The organism is Geobacillus genomosp. 3 (assembly GCF_000445995.2).
Classification (GTDB): Bacteria; Bacillota; Bacilli; order Bacillales; family Anoxybacillaceae; genus Geobacillus.
The window spans coordinates 3058325-3078640 of record NC_022080.4 but is presented as its reverse complement, the minus strand read 5'-3'; the positions used below and the strand labels follow the sequence as shown (position 1 = coordinate 3078640).

The 20316-nt window shown below is 53.4% G+C and carries 16 protein-coding genes; 12 read left to right on the top strand and 4 right to left on the bottom strand.

The window, feature by feature from the left end; translation table 11 throughout:
• Window positions 1–62: 62 nt before the first annotated feature.
• Window positions 63–662: a hypothetical protein gene (locus M493_RS15425; RefSeq protein WP_200865270.1), complete on the bottom strand. Its 600-nt coding sequence runs from the start codon at window positions 660–662 to the stop codon at window positions 63–65.
• Between the two features lie 323 nt (window positions 663–985).
• Here M493_RS15425 and M493_RS15415 point away from each other — a divergent pair, with 323 nt between their 5' ends.
• From M493_RS15415 to M493_RS15400, 4 genes are all read left to right on the top strand, one after another.
• Window positions 986–1420 carry a DUF1284 domain-containing protein gene (locus M493_RS15415; RefSeq protein WP_020961309.1) on the top strand — a complete coding sequence of 145 codons (435 nt, stop codon included), beginning with the start codon at window positions 986–988 and terminating at the stop codon, window positions 1418–1420.
• A gap of 148 nt (window positions 1421–1568) precedes the next feature.
• Entirely contained in the window at window positions 1569–2945 is a 1377-nt protein-coding gene (locus tag M493_RS15410; RefSeq protein WP_020961308.1) for an aspartate kinase, read from the top strand.
• A 146-nt stretch (window positions 2946–3091) separates the two neighbouring features.
• On the top strand, window positions 3092–4024 hold the full coding sequence (locus M493_RS15405; RefSeq protein WP_020961307.1) for a processed acidic surface protein: 933 nt from the start codon (window positions 3092–3094) through the stop codon (window positions 4022–4024).
• A 6-nt stretch (window positions 4025–4030) separates the two neighbouring features.
• Window positions 4031–4753, top strand: coding sequence for a class D sortase (locus M493_RS15400; protein ID WP_020961306.1), 723 nt, complete (start codon window positions 4031–4033; stop codon window positions 4751–4753).
• Between the two features lie 50 nt (window positions 4754–4803).
• On the opposite strand, the gene M493_RS15395 is transcribed toward M493_RS15400, so the two are convergent.
• Window positions 4804–5244 (bottom strand): YwpF-like family protein, encoded by a 441-nt coding sequence (locus tag M493_RS15395; RefSeq protein WP_020961305.1) that lies wholly within the window; start codon window positions 5242–5244, stop codon window positions 4804–4806.
• Window positions 5245–5515: 271 nt separating this feature from the next.
• On the opposite strand from M493_RS15395, the gene ssb reads away from it, so the two are divergent.
• Entirely contained in the window at window positions 5516–5875 is a 360-nt protein-coding gene (ssb, locus tag M493_RS15390) for a single-stranded DNA-binding protein (RefSeq protein WP_020961304.1), read from the top strand.
• 121 nt (window positions 5876–5996) lie between these two features.
• Here the strand turns inward: ssb and M493_RS15385 are convergent, their stop codons facing one another.
• Window positions 5997–6407, bottom strand: a complete 411-nt coding sequence (locus M493_RS15385) for a helix-turn-helix domain-containing protein (protein WP_020961303.1) — start codon at window positions 6405–6407, stop codon at window positions 5997–5999.
• A 215-nt stretch (window positions 6408–6622) separates the two neighbouring features.
• Here M493_RS15385 and M493_RS15380 point away from each other — a divergent pair, with 215 nt between their 5' ends.
• From M493_RS15380 to M493_RS15355, 6 genes are all read left to right on the top strand, one after another.
• Entirely contained in the window at window positions 6623–7117 is a 495-nt protein-coding gene (locus M493_RS15380) for a hypothetical protein (protein ID WP_081713499.1), read from the top strand.
• Between the two features lie 213 nt (window positions 7118–7330).
• On the top strand, window positions 7331–8689 hold the full coding sequence (locus M493_RS15375; protein WP_020961301.1) for a peptidoglycan-binding protein: 1359 nt from the start codon (window positions 7331–7333) through the stop codon (window positions 8687–8689).
• A 279-nt stretch (window positions 8690–8968) separates the two neighbouring features.
• Entirely contained in the window at window positions 8969–10114 is a 1146-nt protein-coding gene (gene wecB, locus M493_RS15370) for a non-hydrolyzing UDP-N-acetylglucosamine 2-epimerase (protein ID WP_020961300.1), read from the top strand.
• Between the two features lie 82 nt (window positions 10115–10196).
• Window positions 10197–10610, top strand: a complete 414-nt coding sequence (locus M493_RS15365; protein WP_020961299.1) for a hypothetical protein — start codon at window positions 10197–10199, stop codon at window positions 10608–10610.
• Between the two features lie 316 nt (window positions 10611–10926).
• The gene (locus M493_RS15360; protein ID WP_020961298.1) at window positions 10927–12339 is read left to right on the top strand and encodes an N-acetylmuramoyl-L-alanine amidase; all 1413 of its coding nucleotides are present in this window, start codon (window positions 10927–10929) and stop codon (window positions 12337–12339) included.
• A gap of 108 nt (window positions 12340–12447) precedes the next feature.
• Window positions 12448–14376, top strand: a complete 1929-nt coding sequence (locus M493_RS15355) for a S8 family serine peptidase (RefSeq protein ID WP_020961297.1) — start codon at window positions 12448–12450, stop codon at window positions 14374–14376.
• 93 nt (window positions 14377–14469) lie between these two features.
• Here the strand turns inward: M493_RS15355 and M493_RS15350 are convergent, their stop codons facing one another.
• Entirely contained in the window at window positions 14470–18114 is a 3645-nt protein-coding gene (locus tag M493_RS15350; protein WP_020961296.1) for a S8 family serine peptidase, read from the bottom strand.
• A 262-nt stretch (window positions 18115–18376) separates the two neighbouring features.
• Between M493_RS15350 and M493_RS19030 the strand changes: the two genes are divergently transcribed.
• Entirely contained in the window at window positions 18377–20266 is a 1890-nt protein-coding gene (locus M493_RS19030; protein WP_020961295.1) for an S-layer homology domain-containing protein, read from the top strand.
• Window positions 20267–20316: the final 50 nt, after the last annotated feature.

The window sequence follows — 20316 nt, the reverse complement described above, 5'->3', positions numbered from 1 at the left end:
CAAACGAAAAAGCGTCAACTACCGGAAGACGGACCGCCCTGCTGCCGGAGCAGGGCGGGGCATTAGTCGACTTCCAGTCCTTCAAGCCAGCGGCTCGCATAGACGCTGCAAAGATGGTGGAACACTTCGATCAGTTCGTTCGGATCGGCGGCGAAAAACGCGCGGGCGGCCGATTCATTTTCTTCCCGGACAAACTGAAGCAAAAAATCGGTGGCGATCCGGTTAAAGAGAAGGAGCGCGCTGTAGGAGCGTTCGAGCTGATGTTTCCGCTCCGTTAAGCTGTCGATTTGTTGAAACGGACGGCTGTAGCGGGCGGTCAGTTCGGGAAGACGGCGGCGGATCGCCTGTTGGGCGTCCGTGAGCATCGCCTCGATCGTACCGGGCGACAGAAACGTTTGCTCGCGAAGCATGTAGCTCCAAATTTGCTTTAACGCATGCGCCGATTCGCCGGCAAAGGCGATGTTGCTGAGCAAATCATGCATGTAGCGCTCGTCATCCGCCGCCTGGATGCGCAGGTTCATAATGATCTCCAGCACATCGGAATGGATTTTTTCTTTTCGCCATGGCGTTGTCAGTTCGTGAAGCAAAACAGAAAGCAAACGAGCTGCTTCGTCTTTCGTCATCATCCGCCATTCCTTTCGTTGCAAAGTCATCGTTTTCATTGTACCATGCCGCCTCACGGCCTCCCACCCTTGAATGGAAAAGCGGGACGGGAAGCGTTGGCCAAGTCGTGATTGCCGGAAGATCAAGATTGGCGTATGATGATGTTATCACCTCCCCCTCTAAGCGTACGTGCAGGTGGGGGAATGTTTTTGGAAAGTGATAGGATCGTGGAACGTATGGGGGGGGGTTTGGCTGACAGTCTGCCGGAGAATCTCGTCCGTGTAAGCGGGAGAGTGTTCAAGATGGAAACGATATGGGAGGCATATTCCTACGCCTCCGTCATATGCTCGAACGAGAAGAAGGGAAAAGGGGGGAGAGGGGCATGAAGCCGCTGCGTTTGCGCGGTCATCATTTGCTTTGTGTGCATGGGTTTCGCGGTATGGGTTACAGCCCGTCGTTTGTCGAAAAAATGTGGGAGATCGTCGAACGTATCCGTGATGAGAAGGACGATTTTCCGATTGAAGTCGTAGCGGCGCTGGATGAGGCGTGCTTCGCCTGTCCGCATCACGGAGAGACAGCGTGCGAGGCGGGACCGAATTCCGACGCGCATGTCCGCTCGCTCGATGGGAACGTCATTCGCCATTTAGGGCTTGAAGCGGGCAAGGTGTATTGGAAGTCGGAATTGGTCCGGCGGACGGCGGAAAACGTGAAACCGGATGATTTGGATCATCTTTGCCGCCATTGTTCATGGTTGCCGTATGGGGTTTGTAAGGAAGGAATTTCCAATGTCCGTCGCGGCAATGTGGCGCAAACGTGAGAACCGGCTCGTTTCATAGGGAATATTGAAAAAAGGACGGCGACTTCCGCTAGTTGCGGAAATTTCTAAAAAATGAATGATTCCACTGGCCAAAAAATGTGATATGATAAACAATTATAGAGATTTTCGTATAAAAGGGGTCGTGGACATGAAAGTAGCCAAATTCGGTGGAAGTTCGGTGGCGAGCGCCGCGCAGTTCCGCAAAGTGGCGGATATTGTCAGCTCGGATATTGAACGTCGTATCGTCGTTGTATCAGCGCCTGGGAAGCGGTGTAAAGAGGATGTGAAAGTGACGGATATGCTCATTCGGCTGGCTGAACAAGTGTTGGCCGGCGAACCGTACGGAGACACGATGCAGGCGATCGTGAAACGGTATGCTGACATTGCCGATGAGCTTGAACTGGAAGCTGACGGTTTTTTGGCTGAGCTCGAAGATGATTTACAGTCGAAAATTAGTGCCTATCGGAACGAGCCGGCCCGTCTGCTTGATGCGATGAAAGCGAGCGGTGAGGATCATAACGCAAGGCTGATGGCGCTCTATTTGCAAGATGTTGGGCTTGAGGCGAGCTATGTCAGCCCGCTGGAAGCCGGCATTATCGTGACGGACGAACCGGGCAACGCCCAAGTGCTTCCGGAGTCGTACGAAAGGCTGCGGCAGCTGCGTGAACGCCGCGGTGTACTTGTAATCCCAGGCTTTTTTGGTTATTCGCTTTCAGGTCATATCGTGACTTTTCCGCGCGGCGGCTCGGACATTAGCGGTTCGATTGTCGCCGCTGGCGTGAAAGCCGACGTATATGAAAACTTTACTGACGTCGATTCGATTTATTGCGTCAACCCGTCGATCGTTGCCGATGCGCGCAAGCTGAAAGAAATTACGTATCGGGAAATGCGCGAGCTGTCGTATTCCGGCTTTTCCGTCTTTCATGATGAGGCGTTGGAGCCGGTGTATCGGGCTGGCATTCCGGTTTGTGTGAAAAACACGAACAACCCGGCCGCCCCGGGCACATGGATCGTCGCCAAACGCAACCATATCGAGGAACCGGTCGCCGGCATTGCGAGCGATACGGGCTTTTGCAGCATCAACATCAGCAAATATTTAATGAACCGCGAAATTGGTTTTGGCCGGCGCGTGTTGCAAATTTTGGAAGATGAAGGTATCTCGTACGAACATACGCCGTCCGGCATCGACAACATGTCGGTTATTTTGCGGGCCAGCCAGCTTGCCGATGGAAAAGATGAGCGCATTTTGGCCCGCATCCGCGGCGAACTTGTCGTGGATGAAGTGACGATTGAATATGGCTTGGCGCTCATTATGGTTGTGGGCGAAGGGATGGAAAAAACGGTCGGGATGGCGGCGAAAGCGGCGACCGCGCTTGCCAACGCCAACATTAACTTGGAGATGATCAACCAAGGCTCGTCTGAGGTGAGCATGATGTTTGGCGTCAAAGAAGACGTCGTCAACGAGGCCGTCCGCGCGTTGTATAACGCCTACTTTCAAGAGCTGACGGTCGGTCAGCTGTCATAAAGAAGGAACGGGATGCCCGGGTTGCGGGCATCTTTTTTTACCGTCCGCATGTTTGTTTCCGCCATGGCTGTTTTTCGTACATAGGAAGAAGCTGTTCGGAAAATACTACCAATGTATGAAACAGCAATGGAAAGGAGGAAACGACGATGCGGAAATGGCTCGTTATGGCTATGTTCGTAGTGACAGTGGCGTTATCTCCCGTCAGTGCAGCTGCCGCCATCAGCCGGACCGAACTGGAACAATACGTTGAAAGTGTTGGCTGGACGATAAGCGACTTGCTTGCCTATTTGGACCGGTACGGGTTGACCGTCGCTGATTTTCGCACGATGGGGGAGTTAAAGCAATGGCTCGGCACGCCGTTGACAGACGAGCGGCTCCATGCCGTATTGCGCCGGCACGGGCTGACTGTCGAGGAGCTTGAGGCACTGCTCGGCCAATTTGGTGAAACGATGCAAGAGTATACGTTTGTTGAAGATTTGGACGCGGCCATTCGCTTTTACACGAAGCGTAACGCCGCCATGCAGCAACTGAACGATTTGCTTGGAGTGCTCGGGATGACAGAAAAAGAAGTGCGCGAGCTCACCCGTCATATCGCTTCACTTGACAATCCGCAGCTGTCCGGGCAACTGGCGGCGCTCAACAAGCGGTTGAGTTCGTTTGAACAAGCGGAAGGGCCATGGACAAAAGAAGAGCGCCGCGAGTTGCGGGCGATTTGGGAAGAAGCGCTCGACTTGTTGCAACTCAAGGCCAAGCTCTACGTTGACGGGAGGGAAACGGGATTTTCAGCGGTGGCTATAGCGGCCGGTGCGGAGCCGCTGGTCATCAAGTTGTATAATCGTCAAGGCGAGGAAATCGCCGATATTGCCGTTACGAGAGAAATGCTGACATCTGGTTACATCGTTCGCGCCGGGAAGAAAGGGATCGATGCCGGATTGTTGGCGCTTGACATGAAAACGATGATGTACGGGGAAAAACTGCCGGATACCGCGTCGCCATACTTGGCGTACACTCTCGCCGGGCTGCTGCTCGCGTCCGCCGGTTTTCTTCTTTATTGGCGGGTCGGACGGCTCAAAGGATGAGACGTGATGGGGCGTGAGCAATATACGGACCGGCTTTCCCGGCAAGGCCGGGCCGTTCGGTATGCGGCGTTCATGTTCATTGTCATCGGAATGATGATGGCCGGCTGGAACGGATATTGGTACATGGCTGGGCGGGGAGCGGCAAAGCAAGACAATGCCCGTCCTCCTGTATGGCATGCGCCTAAACGAGAAGCGGACATGCGTTCTCGGGCTGTTCATCCGCCTGACGGTCGGGAAGGGTCTTTTTCTCTGCCGATTGGCGTCTATCTTGGCGAACTAGCCATTCCGAAGCTCGGGGTGGCGATTCCGGTATATGAAGGCGTTCGGGAACAAGAGCTCCGTCGCGGCGTCGGCCATTACCCGGCGAGCGCCTGGCCGGGCGGCAACGGGCATGTCGTATTGTCCGGCCACCGCGACACCGTGTTTCGCCGCTTTGGGGAAATCGGGATCGGCGATGCGCTCATCATTCGGGCAAATGACGAGGTCATTCATTATCGTGTCGTCCATATTCGCATCGTCGATGACGATGACCGGACCGTTTTAGTCGATAAAGCGCGGCCGACGCTGACCGTGACGACGTGCTATCCGTTTCGCCTCATCGGTCCCGCCCCGAAACGCTATATCGTCACCGCCCGCCCTGTCCGGATAGACAAGGCCGTTCGCGCGACTTTGTCGGAATCTGTAGGCAAAAAATCCCCCTCTTCAAGGGAAGCGGGATGGAAAAGTTGACAGCCGGAACATCGAACATCAAACGGCTAGGGAGCGCGCTCCCTAGCCGTTTATCTGTTTCGTTCATGATGTGTTCTTGCGCCTTGCCGTTCGTCCATTTGTTGGCGGAATTCTTTGAGCAGCGCTTCGCCTTGCAGTCCTTTCTCGACAAGGCCGGCCAATACGACTTCGGCTAAATGGGTCCGTCTTGGGATCATCAATCCTTCCATTAAAACGCTAATATGGCCGTTCATTTTCGTGATGGAACGGACGGCGACAAGCATGTTCGCCGGATCGTTGCCCGGATTGGTGATCGTCACTTGCAGCTGAAACTCCGGTTGTTCCTTCAAGCCGGCAAACATCGGCTCATAATGATCATCCAAATACGCTTCGACAAGCCAGCGGTTTTGGCCGTCCTCTTTATTAATGATCAAGCCGTCAATAAACGGGATGTCCTGGCGGCGCATTTCCCTATCAATGACCGAGAGCCCGACAAGCTTGAACGTTTTCATATCGTCCACCTCATTACCGTTGTCTTCCCCATGATTATAGCATAGGCGGTCATGGGAAGAAAAACCGGATGACATGCCTGCGGCCGAAAAAGCGATCCACATTTTTTGCTGTGGAATGACAAAAACACCATTTTGCGGCCCTATTGTGGATGCAGCTTTCGCTTTTTTCGTCGATTGTATGTATAGATTGCGCAGAAAAATACAAAAATCGCGATTTTACGGCAAAAAACGAGATCCTTTATTATAAGGATGCGGTGGACGGAAAGGGGGGATGCACCGGAACATGATCAATCAAGTCGTACTTGTCGGCCGGTTGACGAAGGATCCGGAACTTCGCTACACGGCCGAAGGAGCGGCCGTCACGACCGTCACCTTGGCGGTGGCGAGAAATTTCCGCAACACGGAAGGGGGGATTGATGCCGATTTCGTTCCATGTGTGTTATGGCGGAAAACGGCGGAACATACCGCCCATTACTGCCGGAAAGGATCGATGGTGGCGGTAACGGGAAGAATCCAGACGCGCCGCTATGACAATAAAGAAGGTCAACGCGTCTATGTGACGGAAGTCGTCGCTGATTCGGTTCAGTTTCTTCACTCCGGCAAAACACGGGAATGGCCGGAGCACGTCTAATCTGTTTCCTCATTCATGCCTTTCTAAACGAATCCTCAAGAGAAAGAAATGTGTCCTCAAAAACTCCCCAACGATGGCGCTAGCAGCCGATGTTAGCGCTTTTTTTGTCGAAGGGCGGGAGTCAGCCGAGGGCTTCAGTATACTCCTTAATGATCGTCATCAACATCGTTTCCGCATGCTTTCGCTTTTTCTCGGGCAGTTTCGCCAACGTGTACATCACCTCGCTCATATCCCGGTTTTGCAACAAATAATCAATCGCGGCGAGCGTCTTCTCATCCATGTCCGTTGTCCCGTACAGCTGCTTGACTTCACGCAACAGTTCTCGCCGCTGCACTTCACTGCCAATCAACACATCAGCACTGACGTTAAATAGATGACAAAGCTTTTTAAGCGATTGTATGTCAGGAAGCAAGCTGCCGTTTTCCCATTTGCTAATTTGTGAGCGGGAAACGTTTAACTTGTCAGCCAGTTGTTCCTGTGTCCAGCGCTGTTGTTTCCGCAACGTTTTCAGCATCTCGCCGAGGTTTTCCATCGTTTGTCACCACGCTTTACATCATTATCTTAAAGATAGGAAAGCGCGATGATGATTTTCGTTCCTTTTCAGCCCATCACCCTTAAACGTTCATAATCAGAACAATACTACCTTCCCCTCCAACGGTCGACATCTTTTTTCCTTTTACTAGACATAGTACAATAAGTAAAAAAGGGTAAATATTTACTATTACCATAGGAAAAAGAGGGATGGAAGTGAATATTTATCTCGCCGATTTCGTTGTCCGTGAACGAAACGAGGCAAAAAAAGGAGAAAACATGTACCGTATATTCATTAAGGAAATGAAACACCCGTTCTCCATCCGTTTGAAAACGATCGTTCCGACTAATTTCACTGATTCGCTCCGCTGTTTGAGAAGCAAAGGGGAGAAGGGAAATTTTTCATTCGAGGGCGAGACGTTGTTTCGCACAGTCGCCTGTTCGGATGAGGCCCAGCTTTATTTGGTATTTAAATGCGTCAGCCAGCTTTACATGTTTATCGTCAAGCTTGACCTCCGTTTGAAAACGTTAGCTGTTGCCCTCTACGAATGGAATCAGCTCCAACAAAAATACATGTTGATCCGCACCAATGAATGGCTGTCCATGGAAAAACAGTTAATTTACGAAATTTTGCAGTCGATCTATATTTGTGATCATCGCCGCATTTCCTACTTGTTTCCATACTCAGCCCGAAACAACCGCGAAAAGTAGCAAGAAGCTGTTCGACCACCAGTTCCCGCGCTCGTATATGAAAAAAGTGTTTCCTTTCCCATCATCTGTTCGTTATACTTAAAGAAAAAGGAAAAAACGTCAAGCTTTGCTGTCGAATGCGCCTGATTTGTCGGGTTCTGCCGCAATGTGGCGCACTAGACGAATGATATAGACTCAAAATAGGAAGGAATGGGGAAGGGAGAGGGAACGAAAGTGAAGCCAAGCCATGTCGTGTTAGCTGCCGCTTTTGCCTCTGCGCTCTTTTTGGCGCCAGGTGACGGGGAAGCAGCGGAATGGAAAGAAGGAATGACTTCTCCGAAAGTAAAAGAGCTGCAACAACTATTAAAAGAAAAAGGCTTTTTCACCTATCCGCGGGCGACCGGCTACTTCGGGACGATTACCGAAGAGGCGGTGAAGGCGTTTCAACGGGCGGTGAACTTGCCGGTCACCGGCGTGGTCGATGACGCGACATACGCGAAGCTGCGCGCGTTCACCCCAAGCGCCCGGGCGCTGGCGGTCGGTTCGCGCGGCGACGATGTTAAAGTGCTCCAACAGCGTCTCAAGCAACTCGGCTACTTCCAATATCCGGAGATCACCGGCTATTTCGGAACGGTGACGGAAAAAGCGGTCAAGCAGTTTCAACGGGCAAACGGACTCCCGGCCAACGGAACAGCCGATGCCGCCACGCTTGAGCGCCTCGAGCGGGCGGCGAGCCAACGGGCGGCTGCCGCATCGCCTTCACCGGCGGCCTTGAAAATCGGCTCGCGCGGTTCCCAAGTCAGCCAACTGCAAACGAACTTAAAACAGCTCGGCTATTTTACATACCCGAACGTAACCGGCTATTACGGCACGATCACGGCCGATGCGGTCCGCCGCTTCCAGAAGGACAACGGGCTGCCGGCCACCGGCTTGGCTGACGAAGCGACGCTTGCGCGCATCGCCGATGCGGCAAAGAAAAAAACCGCTCCGCCCGCTGAACCGAACCGCCCCGCCATACGTTTGACCATCGGTTCACGCGGCCACGATGTGGAACGCGTGCAGACGAACTTAAAACAGCTTGGCTACTTCACCTACCCAACCATTACCGGCTATTACGGCACGATCACGGCCGATGCGGTCCGCCGCTTCCAACAAGACGCCAAGCTCCCGGCGACCGGGGTTGTGGATGGCGATACATACGAGCGCCTGATCGGACAAGCCCCAGCCGTTTCGTTCGATCCGATCGGGCTTATCGCCGATGCGGCCGAACTGCTCGGCACCCCGTATGTGTGGGGCGGCGAAACACCGGAAGTCGGCTTTGATTGCAGCGGGTTTATTCTCTATGTCTTCAAGAAACAAAGCGTCTCCTTGCCGCGGACAGTGGCGCAGATTTGGAACGTCGGGAAACAAGTCTCTTCGCCTGCTGTCGGAGACATCGTGTTTTTTGAAACATACAAAAAAGGCCCGTCGCACGCCGGCATTTACATCGGCAACGGCCAGTTCGTCCATAGCGGCGCCTCAACGGGCGTGATGATCAGTCAATTGAGCAATCCGTATTGGAAAGCGCGGTATTTAGGGGCGAAACGGTTGTAGCGCAGCTGTCCGAAACCGCTTTGGCGACGGCCGTTTCAGCCGATCCGAGGCAAAGCAGCAGTGCAGCCGTCCCGGGCCGGTTCGCTAGCGAGCATGGGAAGCTTGTGAAGGCGGTTGAACAACATTTGGAGAAATTCAACGGCACGAACCGTTACAGTGGGATCGTGCCGTTTTGTTTGTGTTGAAGGTTAAGGGGAAGCAAAAGTTGAGGAAGTGCTCGAATTGTGATATTGTAGTTTGTTGAAGTTTTCTTTACCACAACGAATAGCGGGTGAAACAATGGGTACGAAACGGAAAGTAATGACGATTTTCGGCACAAGACCGGAAGCGATCAAAATGGCGCCGCTCGTGCTCGAGCTGCAAAAACAATCGGAGTGGATCGAGCCGATTGTAACGGTGACGGCGCAGCACCGGCAAATGTTGGATCAAGTATTGGACATTTTCGGCATTCGCCCGGATTATGATTTGAACATTATGAAAGACCGCCAGACGCTCGCCGGCATTACGACCCGCGCCTTGGAAGGGCTCGATGATGTGATGCGGAAAGTACAGCCCGATTTGGTGCTCGTGCATGGCGATACGACGACGACGTTTGTCGCCAGCGTCGCCGCCTTTTACAATCAAATTGCGATCGGCCACGTGGAAGCGGGGCTGCGCACCTGGAATAAATACTCGCCGTTCCCGGAAGAAATGAACCGGCAGCTGACCGGGGTGTTGACGGATCTTCATTTCGCCCCGACGCAAAAGGCGTACGATAATTTAATCCGGGAGAACAAAGCACCGGAGTCGATCTTTATTACGGGAAACACCGCCATTGATGCGCTGAAAACGACGGTGAAAGACGATTATCGCCACGACATTCTCGACAAAATCGGCAACGACCGGATGATTTTATTAACCGCCCATCGCCGCGAAAATTTAGGTGAAACGATGCGCGGCATGTTCCGGGCCATCAAACGCCTCGTTCGCGACCATGACGATGTCCAAGTCGTCTATCCCGTCCATTTAAACCCGGCGGTGCGCGAAGCGGCAGCGGACGTATTGGGCGACGACCCGCGCATTCATTTGATTGAGCCGCTTGATGTGTTCGATTTCCATAATTTTGCCGCCCGGGCGTACTTGATTTTAACTGATTCCGGCGGTGTGCAGGAAGAAGCCCCGTCGCTTGGCGTCCCTGTTCTCGTGTTGCGCGATACGACCGAGCGCCCCGAAGGCATCGAAGCCGGGACATTGAAACTCGCCGGAACGGACGAAGAGACGATTTACCGCATGGCGTCACAATTGCTTACTGACCAAGGGGAGCATGAAAAAATGGCGAAAGCGTCCAACCCTTACGGGGACGGACAAGCGTCCAAACGGATTGTTGAAGCGATTTTGTACTACTTCGGCTACAAGGAAAAACGGCCGGAAATGTTCCGCCCGTAAACTGTGACCGGGGCAATGCCGTGAAGGGGGAAACTAGCGGGGAACAATCCGTTGGGAGTGAGGAGGTTAAAAGAGCGCGATTATGTTAAACAGTCTCCCGAAAGAAGTGAAAATTAGTGTGACGAGATCGATTTCTTCGGCGTTTGAGAAATATATGGAATCGATCCAGTGGGACGAACAAACATATGCCATCGACCAATTTTTAGCTTATTGGCGAACGTACGCGGAAGAGAATGCGTCATGGTTTCGTCAGCTGGATGACGAAATCAAGCGCGATCCGCGTTTTCATGAGGAATTGGCTGAGAAAATTAACGACGTGATCGAAAAAATATTGAATGAACCGCCGACGGAACAAGAGATTCGGACGTTGAATGAGCTTATCGGGCGGTTAGGTGTAGACGATATCGATTATACATGCAAAATGGAGGCAAAGTACCACATTCGCCGGTTAACAGAACAAGAAACCGGGCGGCGCAGCCAAAATGGAAAACAGTAAAGGAGGAGAGGCCGCGGGCCTCTAAACAGGTGTTCGAACACCGGCTGTCGAAAACAATAGATGAAGGCCTCCCTTTCTTCCATGTTTCGGAATGGAAAATTAGGAATAGAGCAGGTTGACAGCCTGAAGCGATGGCCGAATGCGAGACGGTCATCGCTTTTTTTGGATCAAAAATGCGCTTCATTATCTATTCATGATAGATGTCACTTATGGTAGAATGAGAGAAAAATGTGTCGAAAAAGGAGAAAGGAGGAAAGGCGACCCCTCCCCCCACTTTCTCCCTTTAGTCGTTGCAGTGGGGGGCTCCTCGCCAAAGATGATGAAAAAGAAACTATGGATCGTTTTTTGTCTTTTGATGTTGGCGACATGGCCTGCGCCGCTCCACCATGCGAAGGCGGCTCCATACTTTTACGACGTGGGCACGACCCACCGGGCCAAAAATGAAATTTATTACTTGGCAGAGGGGCAAATTGTGCTTGGGAGCCTATCCGGCCGCTTTTATCCGGCCAAGTATGTGACGAGGGCGGAAGCGGCGGCGATTATTGGCCGGACGTTAAACTTTAACGGGGAACCGCGGGCCACACGTTTTAAAGATGTCGGGAAAGGGAATTTTGCCTCCGGATACATACAAGAGGCGGTCGAACATAACATAATCAACGGTTATCGAGATGGCACATTCCGGCCCGACCAGTTTGTAACGCGCGGAGAAATGGCGCTTCTCATTAACCGCGCATATTCGCTCGGCGGCACGACGCTTTCCGCCGCCGTACAGCAATTGAAAATGAGAGGGATTGCCGAAGGGAAGGCGGATGGCACGTTTGGCGAAGACGAGCCGATCATTCGCGCGGATTTTGCTGTGTTTGTGGCAAGAGCCATTAACCCGCAATACCGTGTCAACCCCCAGCTGTCATCCATAGGCGAGGCGACGGTCACGGCTTCGGCGTTAAATGTCCGCAAAGGTCCGTCGACGAATTATGGTGCTGTCGGCTTGCTGTATCGCGGGCAATCGGTGGACCTTTTGCACGTTGTCGGCAATTGGGCGTACGTCCGTTCATCGGGCATTGAAGGATTTGTGAGCCGCGCTTATTTGTCCGGCGGTGCTGCCGAGCCCGGTGAAAACAATGAGTTGCTCGATTACGTTCGAACGCAGACGATCATCATTGACCCCGGGCACGGGGGTTACGATCCTGGCGCGGTCGCGAATGGACTCTTGGAAAAAGAGATCAATTTAAATGTGGCTTTAAAAGTAAAATCGTTGTTTGAGAATACAGGATTTGGCATCGCATTGACGCGCGAAACGGATGTTTTCGTTCCTTTAAGCGGCCGCGTCTCCTTTGCCAAGGAGCAGGGGGGTGACGTTTTCGTCAGCATTCATACGAATGCCGGGGGCGGAACAGGAACGGAAACGTATTATTACAGCGCCGCGGCGACCAACCCGTATGTGGAACAAAGCGAAAAGTTGGCGCAATGCATCCAAAAGCGGCTCGTGGAGGCGTGGAACGCTGTTGACCGCGGAACAAAAAGAGGCAATTTGCACGTATTGCGCGAAAACAGCATGCCAGCCGTATTAGTGGAACTTGGCTTTATCGACCGCAAGGAAGATGCGGAAAAACTCGGATCGCCATATTGGCAGGAGCAGGCGGCGAAAGCGATCTATCTTGGCATTCTCGATTACTATGCGCTCGAAAGCGGGCTGGATTTTCAGCCGTTGTACGATCGGGTTCAGTAGCGACAAAGACAAAGCTTCTCCCGTTTCATGACATCGCGCCGCTGCGGGCGCAGCTGCTGAAACGCGGCAAGGACTTGTTCGTGTGGGAGTTGGGGGGAGAGAACGGCGATGGGGAAAATGTGGCGAATGTTCGTGATGGCACTGATGTTGGCGGCGGCTGTGGCCCCGGGACGGGCGGCTGGTGCGGCCGAGGCCGCCAATCCGTTGGCGGTTAATGTGATTGTGGTCTTTCAGCAGCAAATTGATGAGCAAGCGGTGGAATCGTTGCGTGGGCGCGTTATAAAACGGTTTGACGTTCTCCCGGCCGTAGCGGCGTCCGTGCCGGTTTCGGCGGTCGAGCTGCTGCGCCGTTGGCCGGGTGTCGACTACGTTCAGCAAGATACGACAGTCGCGATCGACAGCCAAGCGGCTAACTGGGGGGTAGCTGAAACGAAGGCGACGGTCATGCATACCCGTGGGGTCACGGGCAAGGGTGTGAAAATCGCGATTCTTGACACCGGCGTTGACTTGCGTCATCCGGATTTGTCGGTCGCCGGCGGAGCCTGCCTCTTATCTTATTGTCCGAATTCGTACCAAGATGATAACGGACATGGCACACATGTCGCCGGCATTATTGCGGCGAAAGATAACAATATAGGATCGGTCGGCGTGGCTCCCGGTGCGAGCGTTTATGCGCTGAAAGTGTTAGACCGCTACGGGGAAGGCAACGTGTCGACCATTTTAGCCGGCATTGAGTGGGCGATCAAACATCGGATGGATATTATCAACTTAAGTTTAGCCGCTCCAGAAGATGCCCCCGTATTGAAAGAAGCGGTGGAGAAGGCGTATAAAAGCGGAATATTCGTCGTGGCCGCCGCCGGGAACAACGGCCATGCAAATGGAGCCGGCGATACGGTCGAATATCCGGCCAAATATGATAGCGTTGTGGCCGTGGCCGCCGTCAATCAAGATCATGTCCGCGTGCCATACTCAGCGACCGGGCCGGCTGTCGAAATGGCGGCGCCGGGTGAAGGGATTTATAGTACAGTGCCGGTGTCCCTTGACCCTGACGGCCGCGGCGACGGGTATACACACATGTCGGGAACATCGATGGCGGCGCCGTTTGTCAGCGGGGTGTTGGCGCTGTATAAGCAGCAATACCCGGAGCGGACAAACGCCCAGTTGCGCCAAATGTTGCGAGACCGCGCCCTTGATTTAGGAGCGCCCGGCAAGGATCCATGGTACGGTTACGGGCTCGTGCAAGCCATGCCTAATACCCCTCCCGACCTCGAGGTGAAACTGTTGTCGGCAAACCGCGGAGAAGTTTCGTTTTCCGTCACCCCGTCGGGAAGCGAGGTGAAAGGATACCGCGTCTATCGCAACGGAACATTGATCGAACCGCTGCAAACAGCGGCGATATACAAAGACTATGTTGTAAAAGGAACGTACCGGTATGCGTTTTCTTCCGTCCATCGTGACGGAACGGAATCAGAACCGATCGGTTTTATGGAGGTCGTCGTTTCTGATCCGTATTATAAAGACTTGTCCGTCCACTCTTGGTATATGCCGGAGATCGTCTACTTATCGAGCCAAGGGATTGTGTCAGGCTATCGTGACGGAACGATTCGGCCGTATGCGACCATTACGCGCGCCGAGGCAGCAGTGATGCTCGGCCGCGCGCTCCATCTTGACGGAACGAAACGGGAGACGGTGTTTCGGGATGTCCATTCTGCCGATTTTGCTTCCGGCTACATCCAGTCCGCTTATGAGCGCGGGTTGATCAGCGGGTACCCGGACGGCACGTTCCGGCCGCAGCAACCGATTACGCGGGCGGAGACCGCCATTGTGTTATCGCGCGCTTACGATCTTCCGGATGGTGCACCGGTGGCGTTTCGCGACGTCACACCGAACGTGACCGGGCACGATGCCATCGCCAAGCTGGCCGCCGCCCGGATTGCCGATGGGTATCCGAACGGCACGTTCCGGCCGTATCAATTTGTCAAACGGCTTGAGTTTTTTGTGTTTGCCGCCCGGGCGTCGAATGAGCGGTTTCGATAAACAATAAGAAGGTGTCCCTCAACGATGGGACACCTTCTTGTTTTGGGCTGACCGGAGAGGGCGGACGATGAGTGCCGCGCCGCTTGGAGGCTGTTACGGCTTCCGGATCACCAGTTTGTATGGGCTGGCGCTCGCGTTGCCAAAGGCGTCTTCCACTTTGATGAAATAGGCTCCTTTTGCGAGTTTGACAGTCATGTATTCATCGTCGCCTTTTGGATAGTAGTCGCCTTTGGCGATGAGTTTGCCGTTCGCGTTGTACACGGCCAGCACGCCGTCAAGATCGGACGGGACGTGCAGCTGCAACGTGTATGTGGCTGCCGTGCGGACTGTCAACGCGTAGTAGTCGGCATCCCCCTGCGCGGTTGAGGCATTCATATAACCGCTATTGTACCACGTACCTGACTTTGGCGTCCGGAGGGCCAGCGGCTTCGATGGCACGCCGCGGCGGACGACGGAGCCGCGGTCTTCATCTGGCCGGTCGGCTGCTGCTAAAGACAGCACGTATGGCGTCACGGACGTATGGCCGTAAAAATCGGCGGTGACGAGAAAATATCCTTTCGTTTGGTCGGCCCGCAGCGCACCGCGCTCTTCCTCATTGTCCAGCCCGCTGTCAATGAGCCATGTGCGCCCTTCCTCTTCCGGATCGAGCCGTTTGTTTTTATTTGTATCTTCGACGACGATGATGACCGGGTCAATCGGCCCTTTCAGTTCTGCAGGCAAAGACGCATAGCGGGACGGAATCGCTGTTGGGGTGACAGCGAACCCGTACAGCCCGTTTTTCTTCGGCTCGAAGTAATACGTATCGAGATCTTGTGCGGCCGCGAAGTTTCCCGTGATGGCTTTTAAGCCGATCGTTGTCGCCGCATCGAAATCATCGTTGTTTTCAAACCGGTCGTTGATATGGCTCGCGAGCAAAGCGGATGTTAAGGCATACGCTTTGACGGAAGGGCGATATGTTTTGTCATTGAGCTGAATATAGTATGTTTTTCCTTTTTTCAAACCAATGGCCAGTCGGGCGTTTGGTTTGAAGTTGAAGCCATCATAGCTCGCGTTGGAGCCGATATAGTTGAATGTTTTTTCTTTTTCGCTGTAGACGAAAATGGTCGCCATCGGCACGTCATGTTGGTGATCGGCTGCGAATCGGAATTCGTAAACGCCGTCTTGTTTAGGGGCGAAGGCAAACCAGTCTTCATCGCCGCTGTATTGGAAATAGCCATTGGCCGTTTGCCCGTTTTCATACGGCCGGGCTGCTTGGCGCACGGCCTTGCTCCAGTCCTCATCGCCATAGAACGCGACAAGGCCGGACGCCATTTGTTGCCAACGTTTTTGCAACTCTTCTTTTTTCGTTCTATATGCTTCCATGTTTCCGTTTTTCACTTCTTCTTCTAGCTGTCCGCTTGCCATCGGAAACCCGTCTTCATCCGCAGGCAAGGTTGCGGCATCCACCGTCAACTCGTAAGGCAAATGCGAGGAGAAGTTGCGGTTGAGATCGATCCTCATTTCATTTGCCAATGGCAGCAGCGCCGGGTCGCTGATCGGTTTGTTCGTCACTTCGATGATATAGTTCATCCCTGGAGTCGCCGTAAAGGTCAGCTCTTCGCCTTGACCGTACCCGTTCATATTCGCAGAATCGATCGGCCACTGATTCATTGCGGGCTTTGTCTCCGGTGCCGGAGGTTCATCGGAAGAAGGTGTGTCCCCACCATTTTCCGAATTCGGGTCTTTAGGTTCCATCACATACACGTTGATCGCCGAATCAATTCCAGCCACCCCGCTTAAGGAGATGTGAACCGTTTGGTCTGCTGGTTCGTCTGAAACAGGGAGCGAGAAGGAAAAATAGTCGCTGTCGCCAGGCAGAGTCGTTGGATGCTGGGATGGCGCCTCTTTCTCTCCTGCCTTCGCTTTCGACTCCGTTTTCTCCTCGTTCGGCTCGTTTTGAACAGGGCTTGGCGGCTCATTCGTGAAAAACAGAGGGCCGTGCTGTTGCCGCGAATGGTACGGCAAGGAATGGATCACAAACGGTTGCTCGACGGTGTTGCCGTCATCGAGCGGTGCCGTTTCTCGGCCGACAAACAGCGTGTACTTCGACGATCCGTTCTCGTTGTAGTTGCCAAGCGCATCTTTCACGCCGATGGCGACCGTCCCGTCGGCTGGCGCCATGAACAAATCGCCTTCTTCCCCTCCTTGGCCCGCATCATTAACCGGCACTGAAACGGTTGGCGCCGATTGACCGTTTTGGAAAAAGAGCAGATCAAATTGATAGTCATAATCGGCAGCGCCGCTCACTTTTGCTTGAATATAGTCCCCTTTGCGGACCGAAAGTGCGTACCAGTCCGTCTCACCTAGTTGTGTGATGGTGCCCGTTTGTGTCGTGGCCCGGTCCATCGTCAGCCGCTTCGCTTTTTGCAGGACTTTTGTCCCTGTTGCCGATGGAGGAGCCGGGATATGCTTCAGGTCGAACCGCAAAGCGGCAACGGGGTTGACAAGGCCGTATCCGTATTGCAAGTCGTACCCTTTTTTCCCTAAATCGCTCGCCGTTTTGTTTAAAATGTAGTGAATCTCATACGGCGTCAAGTTCGGGTGCTTTGATAGCAGCATGGCCGCAACAGCCGTCACCATTGGGGCGGCCATCGATGTTCCGCTCAATTCCGCAAATGTCGATTTTTTGTCCACGTCGTATACGGAGCTGTAAATGTCTTCCCCAGGAGCGACGACATCCACGGTCGGACCGTAAGTGGAAAAATCGGCAAGCTGGCGTCGATCGTTCACCGCTCCGACTCCGATGACCCCTTTATAGGCGGCAGGATACTCATACATGCTTGTTCCCGAATTGCCGGCAGCAGCCACAACGGTAATATTGGCGGCCAGCGCCTTTCGGATCGCTTCTTCGACGATCGGGGACGAAACTGACGAGCCTAAACTTAAGTTAATGACTTGCGCCTTTTGGCGAATGGCTTCCAAAATGCCTTCCGCTACCACATAATCGGAGCTGAAAAATGAGCGGTTGAATACATCAATCGAAATGAGTCGGGCGCCCGGGAAGACGCCGTGTGCGCCGATGCCGTTGTCTTTCTTGCCGGCGATGATGCCGGCGACATGCGTTCCATGGACATCAGCAGCCCCTTTTTGGAGCGGGTTCATGACGTTGTAGTTGGCGATCACTTGGCCGGCGAGTTCGGGATGACGGGCATCGACTCCGGTGTCGACGACCGCTATTTTGACCGGGTGCGGACCGGCGAGCGCGAGCGCCTGTTCGATGTGCAAGGCTGTTAAATAATAGGCGCGATCATGCTTCGGGTCGCCGGACAGGACGGACAACGGGACGAAACGGGCGCTGCGCGAAACGGAGACGACATGACCGTTTTTCGCATAGCGGCGCATTGCCTCGTCTATATTTGTGTTTCGTGTCAACTGGACAATGTCATAGTGCAACGACGCGATGCGTTTGAGCAGTTTGCCTCCTGCTTGTTCGTGTTCCTTGGCAGAAAGGGGTTGTCGATACTTGATGATCAATTCATTGTCGCTAAAGGCAGGCGGTGGCTGTTTCTTGTTTGGCGCAGCCGCTTGAAATTTGCCCGATTGTTCCGAAAGGCCGAGGCGGTCGAGCAAAGACGCCACAGTGGTTTCGTTTTTCGTGACGGCGGCCGATGCGGTGAGCGGCGGGCCGCTGCCGAAAAAGGCGAGTGAGGCCGCCATCCCTAGCGATAACAACGTACGGAAGCAGTGTGATAGTTGCAAAGCGCTCTCTCCTTTTGAAAAATTGGACATCACACAAAAAGATTACGATACTATTGAAAAAAATACCTTCTATTTTTCTAATTTTTATCAAAAACATTACCAAAGTAACAAAAATGTAACGAAAACGTAATACAAGTTTCGGCAATGTTTGCTAAAATATGACTATGCTTAAGCCAGAACATAAGAGATTTTGTCGTTGCGCCATAGGCCGCTTTTTGCCTATGATTCTATAAATCTATGAAAACGAGGGAGGGGAACGCTGTTGCGCTTTGTCGCTAGTTTTGTCCTTTTGTTCAGCTTGCTGTTTGTCAATAGTTCCGTTTCCTTCGCTGATGACATTACCGGCATCGCGCTTGAGGAAGAGATGCGGGCCATGGTGAGTCAAGGCGTCGTTCAAGGGTATCCAGATGGGCGATATCGTCCGAACGAACAAGTTACGCGCGGCCAGTTCGCCACGTTTGTGGCTCGGGCGCTGCAGCTGCCTGAAGCGAAAGGAACGGTTGCTTTTTCCGATGTATCGCCGTCTTCCAAACTGGCGGATGGCATTTACAAGGCGAGCGCGGCCGGCCTTGTCGAAGGGTATCATGACGGCTCTTTTGGCATCAACGACCCGATTACAAGGGAACAAATGGCGTTGATGATCGACCGGGTGTTTGGCTATTTAGGAATTCCAACACAACCGGCGTCTCTTGCCTCGTTTACGGATGTCAGCGAGCTGTCCTCGGTCGCGAAGCTGGCGATCGCCCATAACGTCTATTACAACATTATTCGCGGCATTCCAAACGAAGATGGCGTTTCGTTCCGTTTTGACCCGAAAGCGGAAGCGACGCGGGCGCATGCGGCGGCGTTTTTGTACCGCCTGCTTGACGTGTGGGCCGAGCAGATGCCCGAGATGGCGTATCAAATCGGCGTGATTGAAAAAGGGGAGCTCATCGTCTGGCCGAAGCGGTATGCGACGTTTGACCAAGCAGAGGCGGCGCTGACCAATCCATCGTCGCAAGTGATCGTCCAAGGCACAAAAATTGTCAAAATGGCAAGCGGGCATGCGATCGCTCAGCCTGCGCCGGGCAAGTCGACGACAACGGTTTACAACGCCGGTTTCAGCGCTTCGCTCACCTACGTTGCTCCCAATACGGAAATGAAGTATTTAGAGGCGGACGAGGAAAAGGTGAAGGTGCAAATCGCTGACACGGTCGGCTATGTGAAACAAACGGATGTGCTCCTTGTCCCGACTGCGCTTTTGCAGGGACGGTCGTATTACAAAGTGGAAAATGGAACCCTTGTCCATGTCATTTACAACACGACGAGCAATACATATGCAAGCTATGTGTATGGAAAAGCGCCGTCGTTTATGCAAGAAGGGCAGAAGTACTACAGCTGGAACGGCGACGTGTTTTATAACGGATCCGGTCAGCTCGTCGGAACGGCGTATCAATATTTCAATGTGTTGCCGCTGCGGACGAAAACCAATTATACAGCCGATGAGCTAAACCGGTTTGTCGCGGCCTATCGCGCGGCGAGCCCGTTGAAAGAGCTCGGCGCGGCGTTTAAACAAGCGGAGGAAAAGTATCAAGTCAACGCTCTGTACTTGCTCGCCCATGCGATTTTGGAAAGCAACTGGGGGCTCAGTGAACTCGCGCAGACGAAAAACAATTTGTTTGGCATTAAAGCGTATGACAGCGACCCGTTGCGAAGCGCCGATTCGTTCGCTTCGTTCGCCGAGTGCATCGACTATATGGCGAAAACGATCGTTGCCGGGCAATACGCCAATCCGGGCGATTGGCGCTACAACGGCGCGGTGCTCGGGGACAAATCGGTCGGCTTTAACATCCGCTATGCGTCCGACCCGTATTGGGGGCAAAAAATCGCCGGATGGATGTACCGAGCGGACAAGTTCCTCGGCGGCAAAGACTTTGGCCAATACATGGTGATGGCAACCAATACCGACAGTGTGAACGTCCGGTTGCAGCCAGCTGTCGTTCCGCCGGTTTGGTATGAGTACAAACAGGCCAATACGCCGGTGGCGGTGATCGGCAAAACGCCGAAACAGCCGGACGGCTATGAATGGTATGAAATCGTTCCCGACTTGCCGGCGACCGGTTCGGCGTATATCCGCAGCGATTTGTTATCGCCGCTGCCGGTGGCGAAGTAACGACGCGTCGTTGTTGCGAATCGTCATAAGAGAAGGTGTCCCGACTTTTG

Bases quoted from the DNA above. Each gene is read 5' to 3' on its own strand.
- M493_RS15425 (WP_200865270.1), bottom strand. From the start codon at position 662: ATGAAAACGATGACTTTGCAACGAAAGGAATGGCGGATGATGACGAAA.
- M493_RS15415 (WP_020961309.1), top strand. From the start codon at position 986: ATGAAGCCGCTGCGTTTGCGCGGTCATCATTTGCTTTGTGTGCATGGG.
- M493_RS15410 (WP_020961308.1), top strand. From the start codon at position 1,569: ATGAAAGTAGCCAAATTCGGTGGAAGTTCGGTGGCGAGCGCCGCGCAG.
- M493_RS15405 (WP_020961307.1), top strand. From the start codon at position 3,092: ATGCGGAAATGGCTCGTTATGGCTATGTTCGTAGTGACAGTGGCGTTA.
- M493_RS15400 (WP_020961306.1), top strand. From the start codon at position 4,031: ATGGGGCGTGAGCAATATACGGACCGGCTTTCCCGGCAAGGCCGGGCC.
- M493_RS15395 (WP_020961305.1), bottom strand. From the start codon at position 5,244: ATGAAAACGTTCAAGCTTGTCGGGCTCTCGGTCATTGATAGGGAAATG.
- ssb (WP_020961304.1), top strand. From the start codon at position 5,516: ATGCACCGGAACATGATCAATCAAGTCGTACTTGTCGGCCGGTTGACG.
- M493_RS15385 (WP_020961303.1), bottom strand. From the start codon at position 6,407: ATGGAAAACCTCGGCGAGATGCTGAAAACGTTGCGGAAACAACAGCGC.
- wecB (WP_020961300.1), top strand. From the start codon at position 8,969: ATGGGTACGAAACGGAAAGTAATGACGATTTTCGGCACAAGACCGGAA.
- M493_RS15365 (WP_020961299.1), top strand. From the start codon at position 10,197: ATGTTAAACAGTCTCCCGAAAGAAGTGAAAATTAGTGTGACGAGATCG.
- M493_RS15360 (WP_020961298.1), top strand. From the start codon at position 10,927: ATGATGAAAAAGAAACTATGGATCGTTTTTTGTCTTTTGATGTTGGCG.
- M493_RS15355 (WP_020961297.1), top strand. From the start codon at position 12,448: ATGGGGAAAATGTGGCGAATGTTCGTGATGGCACTGATGTTGGCGGCG.